This window comes from Cellulomonas sp. IC4_254 (assembly GCF_011603975.1).
Lineage (GTDB): Bacteria > Actinomycetota > Actinomycetes > Actinomycetales > Cellulomonadaceae > Cellulomonas.
Genome location: NZ_JAANNB010000083.1, coordinates 1 through 14,969, shown reverse-complemented (window position 1 = coordinate 14,969; position 14,969 = coordinate 1). Strand labels below are relative to the sequence as shown.

Here is a 14,969-nt window from a genome sequence, read left to right as displayed (position 1 = left end):
CCGCCCCGGTGACCCGGGACGGGGCGCACGCGCCGGCGCGGAGGCTCAGTGCTTGAACGCGTCCTTGACCTTCTCGCCCGCGCCCTTGATGTCGGCCTTGGACTGGTCGGCGCGGCCCTCGGCCTCGAGGCGCTCGTCGTCCGAGGCGCGCCCGGTGGCCTCCTTGACCTTGCCCGCGGTCTTCTCGGCAGCGTTGGCGATCTTGTCGTCGAGTCCCATACGTCCTCCTTCTTCGGACCGGTACGTCGTGCTCCCGACGCTAAGCCTGCTCACGTGCCGCCGCATCCGGAGCGCCCCGATCGGGGGACGACGAAGCCCCAGGTCAGGCAGGCTCACCGCCGGCGGTCCCCGCGGCCTCGGCCGCCAGCAGGGCCGCGAGCTCGGACGGCGTCGACCGGAGCAGGCAGAACTCGTTGCCCTCGGGGTCGGCGAGGACGTGCCAGGTGACGTCGGGCCCCTGCCCGATGTCGACCCGCACGGCGCCCAGCGCCAGCAGCCGCTCGAGCTCGGTGGCCTGGTCGGACCCGTCCGGCGGGCGCACGTCGACGTGCAGCCGGTTCTTCACGCGCTTGGCCTCGGGCACACGCAGGAACAGCCACGGCGTCGCGGCGACGCCGGGCGGCGGCTCCAGGTCGACCTCGTCCTCGTCCTCCTCGACCACGCGCCAGCCGAGCACGTCGGCCCACCAGCGGGCGAGCGAGGAGGGGTCGTGCGAGTCGATGCACAGCTGAGCCAGGGCGAGTCCCATGGCGAGACCGTAGGTCGCCGCGGGCCGCCGCACCAGACCCCCCGGGGCGGGCGGATCGGGCCCGGCGGCGGGGCGCCGCGCGCCGGGCCCGGCGGGTCAGTCGCCCTTGACGCCCGCGACCGGGGTGCCGGCCCGCGACGCCAGCGCCGCGGCGCCCACGATGCCGGCCGCGTTCCGCAGCTGCGCGGGCACGATCGGCGCGCGCAGGTGCAGCAGGGGCAGGAACTTCTCGTGGTGCTTGGAGACCCCGCCGCCGACGACGATGAGGTCCGGCCAGAACAGGTCCTCGATGACCCCGAAGTACCGCTGCAGGCGCTCGGCCCACTGCGGGAAGTCGAGGTCCTCGCGCTCCCGCGCGGAGTCGGCCGCGCGGGACTCGGCGTCGAACCCGTCGATCTCCAGGTGGCCGAGCTCGAGGTTCGGCACCAGCACGCCGTCGGCGACGATCGCGGTGCCGATGCCGGTGCCGAGGGTGCAGATGAACGTGACGCCCGAGGTCGACCGCGCGGCGCCGTACAGCGTCTCGGCGTAGCCGGCGGCATCCGCGTCGTTGACCGCCAGGACCGGCCGGCCGAGCGCGTCGCCGAGGACGTGCTCGATGTTGGTGCCGATCCAGGAGCCGTCGACGTTCGCGGCGGACCGCGCGACGCCGTGCTGGACGACCGCCGGGAACGTCACGCCGATGGCGGCGTCGTCCGGGAAGTCGAACCGCTTGACCAGCTCGACGACCGTCTCCGCGACCGCGGCGGGGGTGGCCGGCTGAGGGGTGGGGATGCGGACGCGGTCGGCGGCGAACTCGCCCGTGGCCAGGTCGACCGGCGCCCCCTTGATGCCGGACCCGCCGATGTCGATGCCGAACGCCGTCGTCGCGTTCTTGCCGTGGTGGTTGCTCATGGGAGTGTGAGGATCTCCGCTCCGGTGTCGGTGACCAGCAGGGTGTGCTCGAACTGCGCGCTGCGGCGCAGGTCCGCGGTGACCACGGTCCACCCGTCGTCCCACGTCGTCCAGTCGGCGGTGCCCAGGTTGAGCATCGGCTCGATCGTGAACACCATCCCGGGCTCGATGACCCGGTCGTACATCGGGGCCGCGTCGTAGTGCGGGATGACCAGCCCGGTGTGGAACGCCTCGCCGACGCCGTGGCCGGTGTAGTCGCGCACCACGCCGTAGCCGAACCGCGCGGCGTACTTCTCGATCACCCGGCCGATGACGTTGACCTCGCGACCCGGGCGGACGGCCTTGATCGCCCGCGCCAGGGCCTCCTCGGTGCGCTCGACGAGCAGCCGGGACTCCTCGTCGACGTCGCCGACCAGGAACGTCGCGTTGTTGTCCCCGTGCACGCCGTCGACGTAGGCGGTGATGTCCAGGTTCACGATGTCGCCGTCCTCGAGCACCGTCGAGTCCGGGATGCCGTGGCAGATGACCTCGTTGACGGAGGTGCACACCGACTTCGGGAACCCGCGGTAGCCGAGCGTCGACGGGTACGCGTGGTGGTCGAGCAGGAACTCGTGGCCGATGCGGTCGAGCTCGTCGGTGGTGACGCCGGGGGCCACGTGCCGGCCGACCTCCTGCAGCGCCTGCGCCGCGATGCGCGCGGAGACCCGGATGCGCCCGACGACCTCGGGGGCCACGACGTCGCTGCCGGTGTAGGGCGTCGGTGCCGGGCGGTCGACGTACTCGGGGCGGGGGATCGAGGCGGGGACCGGTCGCCGGGGGCTCACGGTGCCCGGGACCAGCGCCGGCCTCGGCGCGTGCACGGACGTCATGCCTGGCAGTCTACGAAGGAGTGGTCGCGCCGGGTGAGCCGGACGGCCCAGGACGAGGAGGACGGACCCGTGGCCGACGAGTTCTACTACAACACCGAGACCGGGCAGGTCGAGCAGGGCAAGCAGTCGACGTGGTCGCACCTGCTCGGCCCCTACCCGACCCGCGAGGCCGCGCAGCACGCGCTGGAGAAGGCCCGTGAGCGCACCGAGGCGTGGGACGAGGAGGACCGCCGGGACGCCTGAGGTCCCGGCTGTCCGGCCGGGTCAGCCCGCCGGCGTCTCGCCGCGCAGGCGGGCGGCCACCTCGGCGAGGGTCTCGGGGGAGGCGACGATCTCGAAGTGCATCTCGTCGCGCCGGCCGTCGAAGTCACCGCCCCACGCGACCGCCGGCGACACCTCGGCGAGGATCGCGCGGATCGCCGCGACCTGGTCGTCGTCGAACGTGTCCTCGGCGCCGAGCGGGTGCTCGGTCGCGTTCAGGTCGATCGAGGTGCCCGACGCGTGGTTCGACAGCCCGGCGCCGGCCTCGTCCTCCTCGCCGCGGACCGTGCGGTAGCCCCAGCCCCACGAGCTCGCCGGGTCGACCGGCTCGACCTCGGCGTCGAACCGCGCCGCCACGTGCTCCAGGACGTACCGCGCGTCCCCGCTGCGGAGCCGGCCGGTGACCCACGGGGACACCTCGAGCATCGGGTCGGCGCCGTCGTCGAACGCGGGCCAGCAGTTCTGGGAGGTCGTCGCGTCCGGGACGCACGAGGCGGGGACCACGGCGACCGGCACCGGGTCGGGCACGGCCGCGGGCGCCGGGCCACCGAGCAGCCGCACGACCGCGACCACCAGGGTCACCACGAGGACGACGACGAGCGCCGCGGCGATCCCGAGGACGACGACACCGCGCCGGGTCAGGCGCAGCCCCGGCCTGCGGGCCGGTGGCCGGGACGGCCGCGGTCCGCGCGGGGTGGCACCGGTGCCCGTGCCCGTACCCGAGCCGGACGTCCGGGCCGTGGCCGAGCGGGCTGCGGTGGACCGCGTCGGGTCCGAGGAGCGCGCCGCGGCCGGCTGCTGGACGGCGGAGTCACGGCGCATGGCAGGAGCGTAGGGGGCCGCCGGACCTGCTGGGTACGGGACGCGCGGCGCTCACGGGCGGAGGCTCCCAGCGGGATCGTGGTGCTTCCCGGACCACCACGCCGTCCACCGCGTGCCTCCGGTGCTCCTTGGAGCCTCCGAACGGAGTTGCCGGGGTGGTCGGGCGCTGCCCCCGGCGCAGGACGGGCGCTCAGCGCCGCGCGAGGTGCGCGACGACCGGGCGGTGGTCGCTCGCGCCGACCTGGTCCAGCACGCCGAACGCGGTCACCCGCCACGCGCGCCCGTCGACGAGCACGTGGTCGATCGGTGCGGCGAGCACGCGGGGCACGTCGGCGGGCCACGTCCCCAGGCCCGCGGCACCGGCCTCCGCGGCGGCGTCGACGCACGGGCCCAGGTCGTCCAGGCCGGGGTGGTCGAGGGTGGCGTTGAGGTCGCCGGCGACGATCGCGCCCGGCGTGCTCCGGCACACGTCCGCGATCCCCTCGACGTGCGCCCGCCAGTCGGGCATCGACGACTGGGCGGACGGCGCGCGCGTGTGCGCCGCGACGACGACGTCGGGGGAAGGCACGTCGTCGTGCCGGGCGCCCGCGTCGCGCCCACCCCGGTCGACGGTGCCCGCGGTGTCTCCCGCGAGGGCGCCCGACGCAGCCGGGCCGCGGACGGCGGCGAAGGTGCCGAGCTCCGTGGCCGGGAGGCCCTCGGACGTCGGCGCGTACGACCCGAGGGCGTCGCGGACGAGCAGGGCGACGCCGTCGACGCGGGTGCTCCGCGAGTCGGCGGCGAGCGCGGTGGTGGGGCGGCCGGCGTCGGTCAGGGCCCGGGCGACGGCCTGCGCGGTCGACCGGGAGGTCTCGGCGAGCACGACCAGGTCGGCGTCCTGCTGCTGGACGAGCGCGGTGAGGTCGTCCGGGTCGACGGCGCCGAAGGTGTTGAACGACAGGACGACGAGCTCGCCGTCGGCCGCCGGTCCCGGGCCCGCGCCGGAGCCCGAGCCGTCGACGCCGCGGCCGACGACGACACCGGCCTGGGCGGCGGCGCCCAGCGCGAGCACCGCGGCCAGGGCCAGGGGCAGGCGCCGGCCCGAGCGGCGCAGCCCGGCGCGTCCGGCGAGCCACCGCCAGCCGGCGGCGGCCAGCACCAGCAGCACCGCTGCCCCGGCCAGCAGGACGGCGACGAGCCCGCGCAGGGCGACGAGCTGGGCGACGGGGGTGCGGTCCGCCAGGCCGAGCCGGTCGGGCGCCAGCAGCACGAGCACGACGACCGTCGCGAGCACCAGCACGGCGACGCCGAGGGCCGCGCGGAGCCGCGACCCGGGCCGGCGGTCGGCGCCGCGCGCGCCAGGGCGCCCCGGTCCCGCAGCGGCCTCCGCGTGCCCCGGGCCCGCCGCGTCCTCCGCGTGCCCCGGGCTCGCCGCGTCCCGCGCGTGCCCCGGCTCGTCCGGCCCGCCGGCCGCCGACCCGCTCAGCTGAGGAAGGAGTGCTCGGCGTCGGGCCACTGCCCGCCGCGCACCTCGGCGGCGTACGCGCGGGCGGCCTCGCCGAGCAGCTGCCCGACGGGCGCGAAGGCCTTGGCGAACCGCGGCGACCACTCGCCCATGCCGGCCATGTCGGTCCAGACGAGCACCTGGCCGTCGCACTCGGCGCCCGCGCCGATGCCGATCGTCGGGATGCGCAGGATCTCGGTGACCCGCGCGGCGACGGGTGCCGGCACCATCTCGAGGACGACGGCGACCGCACCCGCCTCCTGCACGGCGAGCGCGTCCTCGGCGAGCCGCTCGGCGGCCTCGTCGCCGCGGCCCTGCACGCGGTGCCCGCCGAGGGTGTTCTCGGACTGCGGGGTGAAGCCGAGATGTCCGACGACGGGGATGCCCGCGTCGGTGAGCGCGCGGATCTGCGGGGCGACCCGGGTGCCGCCCTCGAACTTCACGGCGTGCGCGCCGGCCTCCTTGAGGTACCGCGCCGCGGTGGCGAGCGCCTGCGCCGGGCCGGCCTCGTAGGAGCCGAACGGCAGGTCGGCGACGACGAGCGCCCGGCGGGCGGCGCGCACGACGGCGCGGGTCGGCGGGATCATCTCGTCCACCGTGACCGGGATCGGCGACGCGTGGCCGAGCATCGTGTTGCCGATCGAGTCGCCGACGAGCAGCAGGTCGATGCCGGCGTCGTCGAAGATCCGCGCCGTCGCGAAGTCGTACGCGGTGAGCATGGTGAGCCGCTCGCCGCGGGCCTTGGCCTCGGCGAGGTGGTGGACGCGCACCCGGCGCGCGCCCGGGGCGGCGCCCGACGCGGCGGCGGGGGAGACGGGGGTGGCTGCCGGGGCCGGCTGCTCGGACATCAGTGCTGCTCCACGGTGTCGGTGGTCGTGCCGGTCGCGCGCGCGGTGGCCTCCGCCGAGGCGGCGGTGTCCACCGGCTCGCGCCAGCGCGTGGTGATCGGCAGCCTACGGTCCCGGCCGAACGCCAGGGCGGTGACCTTGGGGCCGAGCGGGTACTGCCGGCGCTTCCACTCGGCGCGGTCGACCAGCGAGAGCACCTTGTCGACGATCTCCGGGTCGAAGCCGCGGGCCAGCAGCTCGGCGCGGCCCTCGGCGTGCTCGACGTAGGCGTCCAGCACCTGGTCGAGCAGGTCGTACGGCGGCAGGGAGTCCTGGTCCGTCTGGCCCGGGCGGAGCTCCGCCGACGGGGGCTTGGTGATCGAGTTCTCCGGGATCGGGGGGAGCTGGCCCGCGTCGAGCGCGTGGTTGTTTCGCCACCGGGCGAGCGCCCACACCCGGGACTTGTCGACGTCCTTGAGCGGGGCGTAGCCGCCGACGGCGTCGCCGTAGATGGTCGAGTAGCCGACCGCGAGCTCGGTCTTGTTGCCGGTCGCGAGCACCAGGTGGCCCTCGGCGTTGGACAGCGCCATGAGGATCACGCCGCGCACTCGCGCCTGCAGGTTCTCCGCGGCGACGCCGTCGAGCGCCATCTCGCCCTCGAACGCGTCGACCATCGGCTTGATGGCCTGCACCCGGTAGTCGGCGCCGACGCGCTTCGCCAGGTCGGCCGCGTCGTCCTTCGAGTGGTCCGACGACCAGCGCGACGGCATGGACACGCCGACGACCTTGTCGCCGCCGATCGCGTCCGCCGCGATGGCCGCCACCAGCGCGGAGTCGATGCCGCCGGACATGCCGAGGACGACCGACCGGAAGCCGTTCTTCCGCACGTAGCCGGCCAGGCCGGTGACCAGGGCGCGGTAGATCTCCTCGTCGGGGTCGAGCGGCTGCGCGGTCGTCCCGCGCTCGAGGTCGGCGCCGCGGGCCGGCAGGTCCCACACGAGCAGGTGCTCGACGAACTGGGGCGCCGACGCCAGCAGCGTGCCGTCCGGGCCGATGACGAACGAGCCGCCGTCGAACACCAGGTCGTCCTGGCCGCCGACCATGTTCACGTAGGCGAGCGGCGCGGCGACCTCGGCGGCCCGGCGCGCGGCCAGCTCGGTGCGGATGTGGCCCTTGCCCTCCTCGAACGGCGAGCCGTTGATGACGAGCAGCAGGTCGATGTCGTCGTCGGACAGCTCGGCAACGGGGCCGTCCTGCCAGATGTCCTCGCAGATGAGCAGGCCGACCCGGCGCCCGGCCACCTCGACCACGGTCGGCTCGCCGCCGGGGGTGAAGATCCGGAACTCGTCGAAGACGCCGTAGTTCGGCAGGTGGTGCTTGTCGTACCGCTGGTGCACGGAGCCGCCGCGGAGCACCACCGCCTGGTTGGTCGGACGCGCCGGGGCGTCGGCGTGCTCGCGCGACGTGCGCTCGCCCACGGTGCCGACGACGACCGTCAGGTCGCCCAGGCCCGCGGCGTCGAGGTCGTGCGCGAGGTCGGCGAGCGCGCGCTCGGCGCCGCGGCGGAACGAGGCGCGCAGGGCCAGGTCCTCGATCGGGTAGCCGGTGACGGTCATCTCGGGGAACGCCACCAGGTCGGCGCCGGCCTCGGCGGCCCTCCGGGCCCAGGCGAGGACCGCCTCGGCGTTGCCGGCGAGGTCTCCCACGCAGGTGTCGATCTGGGCGAGGGCGACGCGGAGTCCGCTCTGGTCAGGCATACCCGTGAGCCTATTCCGGCCGGGCGGACCCCGGCGCGACGAGGCCCGGCGCGTGCGTCACCTCGTGGACACACGGATCAGGCAGGATGTCCCCCATGGACAGGCAGCAGGAGTTCGTCCTCCGCACCGTGGAGGAGCGCGACATCCGTTTCATCCGGCTCTGGTTCACCGACGTGCTGGGGACGCTGAAGTCCGTCGCCGTCGCGCCGGCCGAGCTCGAGGCGGCCTTCTCGGAGGGGATCGGGTTCGACGGGTCCTCCATCGAGGGCCTGACCCGGGTGTACGAGGCGGACATGATCGCCAAGCCCGACCCGACGACGTTCCAGGTGCTGCCCTGGCGCGGGGAGCGGCACGGCACCGCGCGGATGTTCTGCGACATCCTCACGCCGGAGGGCGAGCCGTCGCTGGCGGACTCCCGCAACGTGCTCAAGCGCGCGCTGGCCCGGGCGAGCGAGAAGGGCTTCACCTTCTACACGCACCCCGAGGTCGAGTTCTACCTGTTCGACGCGCCGGCCGACCCGACGCAGCCGCTGGTCCCCGTCGACCAGGGCGGCTACTTCGACCACGTGCCGCGCGGCACCGCGCACGACTTCCGCCGCGCCGCGATCACGATGCTCGAGTCCATGGGCATCTCGGTGGAGTTCTCGCACCACGAGGCCGGCCCGGGCCAGAACGAGATCGACCTGCGGTACGCCGACGCCCTCACCACCGCGGACAACATCATGACGTTCCGCACCGTGGTCAAGGAGGTCGCGCTGGAGCAGGGCGTGTTCGCGTCCTTCATGCCGAAGCCGCTGGCCGACCAGCCGGGCTCGGGCATGCACACCCACCTGTCGCTGTTCGAGGGCGACCGCAACGCGTTCCACGAGCCGGGCGGCCACCTGGAGCTGTCGAAGACGGCGCGCTCGTTCATCGCCGGCCTGCTCAGGCACGCCGCCGAGATCACCGCGGTGACGAACCAGTTCACCAACTCCTACAAGCGGCTGTGGGGCGGCTCCGAGGCGCCGTCGTACATCTGCTGGGGCCACAACAACCGGTCCGCGCTCGTGCGGGTGCCGATGTACAAGCCCGGCAAGTCGAACTCGGCGCGCATCGAGTACCGCGCGGTCGACTCGGCCACCAACCCGTACCTGGCGTTCGCGGTGCTGCTGGCCGCGGGCCTCAAGGGCGTCGAGGAGGGCTACGAGCTGCCCGAGGGCGCCGACGACGACGTGTGGGAGCTGACCGACGCCGAGCGTCGTGCGCTCGGCATCGAGCCGCTGCCGGCGACGCTGGAGAACGCGATCGCGGTCATGGAGCGGTCCGAGCTGGTCGCCGAGACGCTGGGCGAGCACGTCTTCGACTTCGTGCTGAAGAACAAGAAGCGCGAGTGGGAGGAGTACCGCTCCCAGGTCACCCCCTACGAGCTCCGCCGGTTCCTCCCGATGCTCTGAGCACGGCGCGACCTCGCCGAGCGGGCAGCAGACGTCCCTTCCCGACCCCGGGAGGGGACATCTGCTGCCCACTCGGCGTCTCGGGCGCGGGGGTCGGTAGCGTGAGCGCGTGAGCACGTCGGTCGGTCGGGGCAGCACGTTGGCGGGTCGGCTGACCCGTGCGGGGTTCGCGGACGTCGCGCGCGCGGAGCGGCTGCTGGCCGACGCCGCGCTGCTGCGGCTGGTGGGCGGCGCGGACGCCGTCCCGGACGACGACGCTCCCGCACCCGGCCGGGACGGGCTGCCCGGGGCCGCCCCGCTCGCGACCGAGGCCCTGGTCCCGGCGCTCGCGGAGTCCGCGGACCCGGACCAGGCGCTGCTGTCCCTCGCCAAGATCGCCGGCGCCGTCGAGGCCGACCCGGCCCGCGCCGGCCGGCTCGCCGCCGCGCTCGCCGAGGACGGGCGTGCCCGGGACCGGCTGCTGGCCGTCGTCGGAGCCTCCGTCGCACTGGGCGACGACCTGAGCGCGCATCCCGAGCACCTCGACGTCGTGCTGGACGACGCCTCGGGCACCGGCGTCCCGGTCGGCGTGGTGCGGGCGGAGCTGCTCGCGGCCGTCGGCGCCGACCCCGACGCGGCCGTCCCCGTCGCCGCGGTCGCCGGGCCGGACGGCGTCGACGCGATGCGGCGGGCGTACCGGCGCCGGCTGCTGCGGATCGCGGCGACCGACCTCACCTCCGGCGAGCCGCTGACCCGGCTGCCGGGCGTCGCCGCGGCGCTGGCCGACCTGGCCGCGGCCGCCCTGGAGGCGTCGCTGGCGCTGGCGCGCGCGGAGCTCGACGACCACGGCGCGTCGGTCCGGCTCGCCGTCATCGGCATGGGCAAGACCGGCGGCCGCGAGCTCAACTACGTCAGCGACGTGGACGTGGTCTACGTCGCCGAGCCGGTGGACGGCGCGGACGAGGCGGAGGCGCTGGCCGCCGGCACCCGGCTCGCCACCGCGCTGGCCCGGGCCTGCGCCGCGCCGTCCGGGGAGCCCGCGCTCTGGCCGGTCGACGCCGCGCTGCGGCCCGAGGGCAAGGACGGCCCGCTGGTCCGCACGCTCGACTCGCACCGGTCGTACTACGAGCGCTGGGCGAAGACCTGGGAGTTCCAGGCGCTGCTGAAGGCCCGGCCGCTCGCGGGCGACGCCGACCTGGGCCGCGCGTACGTCGAGGCGACCAACCCGATGGTCTGGCAGGCCGTCCGCCGGGAGAACTTCGTCGCCGACTCGCAGGCGATGCGCCGCCGGGTCGAGCGCCACCTCCCCGCCGCCGAGGCCGACCGGCAGATCAAGCTCGGCGTCGGCGGCCTGCGCGACGTGGAGTTCACCGTCCAGCTGCTCCAGCTCGTGCACGGCCGCGCCGACCCGGAGATCCGCAGCGGCAACACGCTGACCGCCCTGGCCGCGCTGTCCGCCGCCGGGTACGTCGGGCGCGAGCACGCCGGGCAGCTCGCCGTCTGCTACCGGTTCCTGCGGGCGATCGAGCACCGGGTCCAGCTGCACCGGCTCCGCCGCACCCACCTCATGCCCACCGCCGAGCCCGACCTGCGCCGGCTCGCCCGGTCGCTCGGGATGCGCGCCGAGGGCGCCGACGGGCTGCTGGAGCGCTGGCGCCAGGTGCGGCGCGAGGTCCGCGACCTGCACGAGGCGCTGTTCTACCGGCCCCTGCTGCCGGCGACCGCGCAGCTGTCGACCGAGGAGGTCAGCCTCGCGCCCGAGGCCGCGCGGGAACGGCTCGCCGCCGTCGGCTACCGCGACCCGGCCGGGGCGGTGCGGCACATCGCCGCGCTGACCGAGGGCGTGACCCGCCGGTCCGCGATCCAGCGGCAGCTCCTGCCGGTGATGATCGGCTGGTTCGCCGACGGCCCGGACCCCGACGGCGGCCTGCTCGCGTTCCGGCGGCTGTCCGAGACGCTCGGCGGCACGCACTGGTACCTCAAGATGCTCCGGGACTCCGGCACGGCCGCCGAGCGGCTCGCCCGGGCGCTGTCGACCTCCCGGTACGTCGCGGACGCGCTGGCCCGGTCGCCCGAGTCGGTGGCCTGGCTGGACGACGACGCCGAGCTGGAGCCGCGCAGCCAGGACCGGCTCGCCGCCGAGGCGGACGCGATCCTCACCCGCGCCACCGAGCCGGTGCCCGCGGCGACCGCGCTGCGCGCCCTGCGCCGGCGGGAGCTCGCGCGGACCGCGGTCGCGGACGTGCTCGGGGTGGTCACGGGCACCCGGGCGTCGCGGAGCCTGACCGCCACCGCGGACGTGCTGCTGGCCGGCGCGCTGCGGGTCGCGGCCTGGGAGGAGCGCGCCGCGCGTGGGCTGGCCGCCGACCCGACGGCGCTGCTGGTGGTCGCGATGGGGCGGCTCGGCGGTCGCGAGATGGGCTACACCTCGGACGCCGACGTGCTGTTCGTGCACGACCCGGTGCGGGTCGCCGACGGGACGGTCGACGGGGTGCTGGCGCAGGAGTTCGCCACCGGCGTCGCCACCCGGCTGCGGGCGCTGCTCGGCGCCGTCGGGCCGGAGCCCGCGCTGGAGGTGGACGCCGACCTGCGGCCGGAGGGCCGCAACGGCCCGCTGGTGCGCTCGTTCGACGCGTACGCCGAGTACTACGCGCGCTGGTCGCTGGTCTGGGAGAGCCAGGCGCTGCTCCGGGCGCGGCCCGTGGCGGGCGACGCGGCGCTGGGGGAGCGGTTCGTCGCGCTGGTGGACCCGCTGCGGTACCCGGCGGGCGGGCTCGACGCGGCGGGCGTGCGCGAGGTCCGGCGGATCAAGGCCCGGGTGGAGTCCGAGCGGCTGCCGCGCGGGGTCGACCCGACCCGGCACCTCAAGCTCGGCCGCGGCGGCATCGCCGACGTCGAGTGGACCGCCCAGCTGCTGCAGCTCCGGCACGCGCACGAGGTGCCGGGCCTGCGCACGACGTCGACGCTCGACGCGCTCGCCGCCGCGCGCGAGGCCGGGCTGGTGGCCGAGGACGACGCCGCGGTGCTCGTCGAGGCGTGGGACCTGGCATCCCGGCTGCGGGACGCGCTGGTGCTGTGGACCGGGCGGACCGGCGGGACGGCGGACGTGCTGCCGCACGACCGGCAGGTGCTCACCGGGCTCGCCGCGGTGCTGGGGTACCCGTCCGGCTCGGGCCAGGACCTGGAGGACGCGTGGCTGCGCGCCTCGCGCCGGTCCCGCCAGGCGGTGGAGGACGTCTTCTACGCCTGACCGCCCGGCGGGCGCGCGGGTCAGTCCGGGGGCTCGACGGGGTCCGGCTCGGCCGTCATCGCGCCGTCCTCGAGGTTCTCCTGGAGGTCCTGGGCGACGTCGTCGCCGCGGTCGACGCCGCCGAGGTCCCGCTCGGGCTCGGCGTCCGGCGCGTCGGGGTCCTCGCCGGGGCTGTCCGGGATCCAGTCGCTGGTCGAGTCGGTCACGCGTCCTCCTCGGGTCGGGGCCGGCGCCCTGGTGGCGCCGGTGCGCCCGACGCTAGGCCGGGTCGCCGGGGGACGCGACCGGGGGCCGGAGCTCGCCCTCGCCGGGCAGGTCGCCGCCGTCGCCGTCCCGGCGCCGGCCGACGGCCTCCTCCTGGAGCAGCGCGGAGTCGACGAGCTCGTGCCGCCGGAGGTACGTCGACATGACCGCCTGGATGGTCGCCACGACCGGCAGCGCCAGGAACGCGCCGAGCGCCCCGAACACGGCCCCGGCGGCGATCACCGACAGGAACGCGACGGCCGGGTTCAGCGCGAGCGACCGCTGGGACACCTTGGGCGTGAGCACCAGGTTCTCGATCTGCTGGTAGGCGATGATGAACGCCAGGACCGCCAGGGCCCGCAGGGGCGAGACCGTCAGCGCGACGAGCACCGGCAGCGCGCCGCCGATGTAGGTGCCGACGGTCGGGATGAACTGCGAGACCAGGCCGGTGAACACGGCGAGCGGCAGCGCGTACGGGATCTGGATCAGCGCCAGGAACGCCCAGGTCGCCACGGTCGAGATGGCGGCGAGCACCAGCCGCGAGTTGATGAACCCGGCGACCTTGTCCTGCGAGACCTCCCACAGCCGCAGCACCTCGCGCTGCCGGTGCGGGGCGAGGTAGCGGCACACGGCGGCGCGGAACTTCGGGCCGGCGCTGGCCATGTAGTAGACCACCAGCAGGACCGCGGTCGCGGTGAACAGCCCGCCGGCGATGGACGCGCCGACGCCGAGGACGCCGTCCGCGATGTTGCCCGCGTAGTCGCCGGCGCTGGTGAGCAGCTCGTCGGTGCGGGGGAGCTCGACGTCGAACCGGTCGGCGGCCATCGCGCGGAGGTCGGCGTAGTAGCCGGGGATCGACTGCACCAGCTCGACGAGCTGGTTGACGAACAGGCCGCCGAGCAGCCCCAGCACCGCGATCCCCAGGACGAGCGCGCCGATCATCGTGATCCCCGTCGCCAGCGGCCGCTTCACGCCGTGCCGGCCGAGCCACAGGATCATCGGCTCCATCGCCAGCGCCACGAACCACGAGATCACGATGATCGTGATGACGTTGCCGAGCATCGAGGCGGCGCGCCAGACGAGGATGCCGGCGAACGCCGCGGCCACCGCCATCACGAGCGCGCGCGGGAGCCAGCGCGGCGGGATCCGCGAGTCCCGGGCGCCCGGGGTGAGCCGGGCGCCGGCTGCGGGCGCCGGTCGCGGGGCGGGGTCGTCGAGCGCGGGCATGTCCTGCTCCGGGTTGGTCGGCGGACGGGGCGCGCACAGGCTACCGGCGGGCCGCCCGGCGGCGCCGGGGACGCGCGCGCCGACGTCGGCCGGGTCGCCCGGGACCAGCGTCCCGGGGGTCGGCTGGACAGCGGGGCGTACGGTGTGTGAGCGTTAACATACAACGATGGAGAAATCCGCCGGCGCGCCCGGCGGTCTCGACGAGGAGACGACAGTGACCGACGGCGTCGGCATGAACCCGATCGTGCTGCAGCGGGCGGACCCGTGCGTGCTGCGGCACGAGGGGCAGTACTACTTCACCGGTTCGCACCCGCTCTACGACCGGGTCGTGCTGCGGCGCGCGGAGCGCCTGGAGGACCTGCAGGCCGCCCCGGAGGTGACGATCTGGACCCGGCACGGGTCGGGCCCGCAGTCGCACCTGATCTGGGCCCCGGAGATCCACCGGGTCGACGGCGCCTGGTACGTCTACTACGCCGCGGCGCCCGACGACCACGGGACGGCGGACGTCCCCGGGACCGCGGAGACGTTCAACCACCGGATCTACGTGCTGGAGAACACCGCCGACGACCCGTTCGAGGGGGAGTGGGTGGAACGCGGCCAGGTCGACACCGGCTGGGAGTCCTTCGCGCTCGACGCGACCAGCACCGTGATCGACGGGAGCCAGTACCTCATCTGGGCGCAGCAGGCGTTCGACGTGCGCGGCCACTCCAACCTCTACATCGCGCGCATGGCCGACCCGTGGACGCTGGCGACGCCGGCGGTCGAGCTGAGCCGCCCGGAGTTCGACTGGGAGACGAAGGGCTTCTGGGTCAACGAGGGCCCGTCGGTCCTGGTGCGCGGCGGGAAGGTCTTCCTCACGTACTCGGGCGCGGCGACCGGCGTCGACTACGCGATGGGCGTGCTGACCGCCGACCTCGGCTCCGACCTGCTGGACCCGGCGTCGTGGACCAAGAGCCCCACCCCGGTCTTCGTGTCCGACCCCGCCGCGGGCCAGTACGGCCCGGGCCACAACTCGTTCACCGAGCTGGCGGACGGCACCCCGGTGCTCGTCTACCACGCCCGCACCTACACCGAGATCGTCGGCGACCCGCTGTGGGACCCCAACCGGCACGCGCGTGCCCAGGTCCTGCCGTTCGACGCCGCCGGCGAGCTGCTGGTGCCGTTCCGCACCTGGCG

The 14,969-nt window shown here is 75.4% G+C and carries 14 protein-coding genes; 4 read left to right on the top strand and 10 right to left on the bottom strand.

Features of this window, described 5'->3' with window-relative positions:
- Positions 1–45 precede the first annotated feature (45 nt).
- The 4 genes from G6556_RS10020 to map form a co-directional block, all read right to left on the bottom strand.
- Entirely contained in the window at positions 46–219 is a 174-nt protein-coding gene (locus G6556_RS10020; protein WP_166940890.1) for a CsbD family protein, read from the bottom strand.
- A gap of 103 nt (positions 220–322) precedes the next feature.
- Positions 323–748 (bottom strand): VOC family protein, encoded by a 426-nt coding sequence (locus tag G6556_RS10015; protein WP_166940888.1) that lies wholly within the window; start codon positions 746–748, stop codon positions 323–325.
- A gap of 96 nt (positions 749–844) precedes the next feature.
- Complete coding sequence (ppgK, locus tag G6556_RS10010; RefSeq protein ID WP_166940886.1) at positions 845–1,642, bottom strand: polyphosphate--glucose phosphotransferase; 798 nt, start codon at positions 1,640–1,642, stop codon at positions 845–847.
- A complete protein-coding gene (gene map / locus G6556_RS10005) occupies positions 1,639–2,511 on the bottom strand; it encodes a type I methionyl aminopeptidase (RefSeq protein ID WP_205693281.1) in 873 nt (290 codons plus the stop codon). The genes ppgK and map overlap by 4 nt, the downstream gene beginning before the upstream one ends.
- A 33-nt stretch (positions 2,512–2,544) precedes the next feature.
- Between map and G6556_RS10000 the strand changes: the two genes are divergently transcribed.
- Entirely contained in the window at positions 2,545–2,754 is a 210-nt protein-coding gene (locus tag G6556_RS10000; RefSeq protein ID WP_346774823.1) for an SPOR domain-containing protein, read from the top strand.
- Between the two features lie 21 nt (positions 2,755–2,775).
- Here the strand turns inward: G6556_RS10000 and G6556_RS09995 are convergent, their stop codons facing one another.
- The 4 genes from G6556_RS09995 to G6556_RS09980 form a co-directional block, all read right to left on the bottom strand.
- Complete coding sequence (locus G6556_RS09995; protein WP_166940882.1) at positions 2,776–3,594, bottom strand: M15 family metallopeptidase; 819 nt, start codon at positions 3,592–3,594, stop codon at positions 2,776–2,778.
- Positions 3,595–3,784: 190 nt separating this feature from the next.
- On the bottom strand, positions 3,785–4,873 hold the full coding sequence (locus tag G6556_RS09990; protein WP_166940880.1) for an endonuclease/exonuclease/phosphatase family protein: 1,089 nt from the start codon (positions 4,871–4,873) through the stop codon (positions 3,785–3,787).
- 182 nt (positions 4,874–5,055) lie between these two features.
- Positions 5,056–5,925, bottom strand: coding sequence for a 3-methyl-2-oxobutanoate hydroxymethyltransferase (gene panB / locus G6556_RS09985; RefSeq protein WP_166940878.1), 870 nt, complete (start codon positions 5,923–5,925; stop codon positions 5,056–5,058).
- Positions 5,925–7,661 carry an NAD+ synthase gene (locus G6556_RS09980; RefSeq protein ID WP_166940876.1) on the bottom strand — a complete coding sequence of 579 codons (1,737 nt, stop codon included), beginning with the start codon at positions 7,659–7,661 and terminating at the stop codon, positions 5,925–5,927. Before G6556_RS09980 ends, panB begins: the two co-directional genes overlap by 1 nt.
- Positions 7,662–7,756: 95 nt before the next feature.
- Here G6556_RS09980 and G6556_RS09975 point away from each other — a divergent pair, with 95 nt between their 5' ends.
- On the top strand, positions 7,757–9,094 hold the full coding sequence (locus G6556_RS09975; protein WP_166940874.1) for a glutamine synthetase family protein: 1,338 nt from the start codon (positions 7,757–7,759) through the stop codon (positions 9,092–9,094).
- Positions 9,095–9,203: 109 nt separating this feature from the next.
- The gene (locus G6556_RS09970; protein WP_166940872.1) at positions 9,204–12,323 is read left to right on the top strand and encodes a bifunctional [glutamine synthetase] adenylyltransferase/[glutamine synthetase]-adenylyl-L-tyrosine phosphorylase; all 3,120 of its coding nucleotides are present in this window, start codon (positions 9,204–9,206) and stop codon (positions 12,321–12,323) included.
- Between the two features lie 20 nt (positions 12,324–12,343).
- Here G6556_RS09970 and G6556_RS09965 read toward each other — a convergent pair whose 3' ends face one another.
- A complete protein-coding gene (locus tag G6556_RS09965) occupies positions 12,344–12,529 on the bottom strand; it encodes a hypothetical protein (protein ID WP_166940870.1) in 186 nt (61 codons plus the stop codon).
- Positions 12,530–12,581: 52 nt separating this feature from the next.
- Complete coding sequence (locus tag G6556_RS09960) at positions 12,582–13,793, bottom strand: AI-2E family transporter (RefSeq protein WP_166940868.1); 1,212 nt, start codon at positions 13,791–13,793, stop codon at positions 12,582–12,584.
- Between the two features lie 166 nt (positions 13,794–13,959).
- On the opposite strand from G6556_RS09960, the gene G6556_RS09955 reads away from it, so the two are divergent.
- Positions 13,960–14,969, top strand: a 1,010-nt coding sequence (locus G6556_RS09955) for a family 43 glycosylhydrolase (RefSeq protein ID WP_240934218.1), incomplete at its 3' end; no start/stop codon positions are given.

Coding starts and splice junctions, on each gene's coding strand:
- ppgK (WP_166940886.1), bottom strand. CDS start 1,642: ATGAGCAACCACCACGGCAAGAACGCGACGACGGCGTTCGGCATCGAC.
- G6556_RS09960 (WP_166940868.1), bottom strand. CDS start 13,793: ATGCCCGCGCTCGACGACCCCGCCCCGCGACCGGCGCCCGCAGCCGGC.
- G6556_RS10020 (WP_166940890.1), bottom strand. CDS start 219: ATGGGACTCGACGACAAGATCGCCAACGCTGCCGAGAAGACCGCGGGC.
- G6556_RS09995 (WP_166940882.1), bottom strand. CDS start 3,594: ATGCGCCGTGACTCCGCCGTCCAGCAGCCGGCCGCGGCGCGCTCCTCG.
- G6556_RS09975 (WP_166940874.1), top strand. CDS start 7,757: ATGGACAGGCAGCAGGAGTTCGTCCTCCGCACCGTGGAGGAGCGCGAC.
- panB (WP_166940878.1), bottom strand. CDS start 5,925: ATGTCCGAGCAGCCGGCCCCGGCAGCCACCCCCGTCTCCCCCGCCGCC.
- map (WP_205693281.1), bottom strand. CDS start 2,511: ATGACGTCCGTGCACGCGCCGAGGCCGGCGCTGGTCCCGGGCACCGTG.
- G6556_RS10015 (WP_166940888.1), bottom strand. CDS start 748: ATGGGACTCGCCCTGGCTCAGCTGTGCATCGACTCGCACGACCCCTCC.
- G6556_RS09980 (WP_166940876.1), bottom strand. CDS start 7,661: ATGCCTGACCAGAGCGGACTCCGCGTCGCCCTCGCCCAGATCGACACC.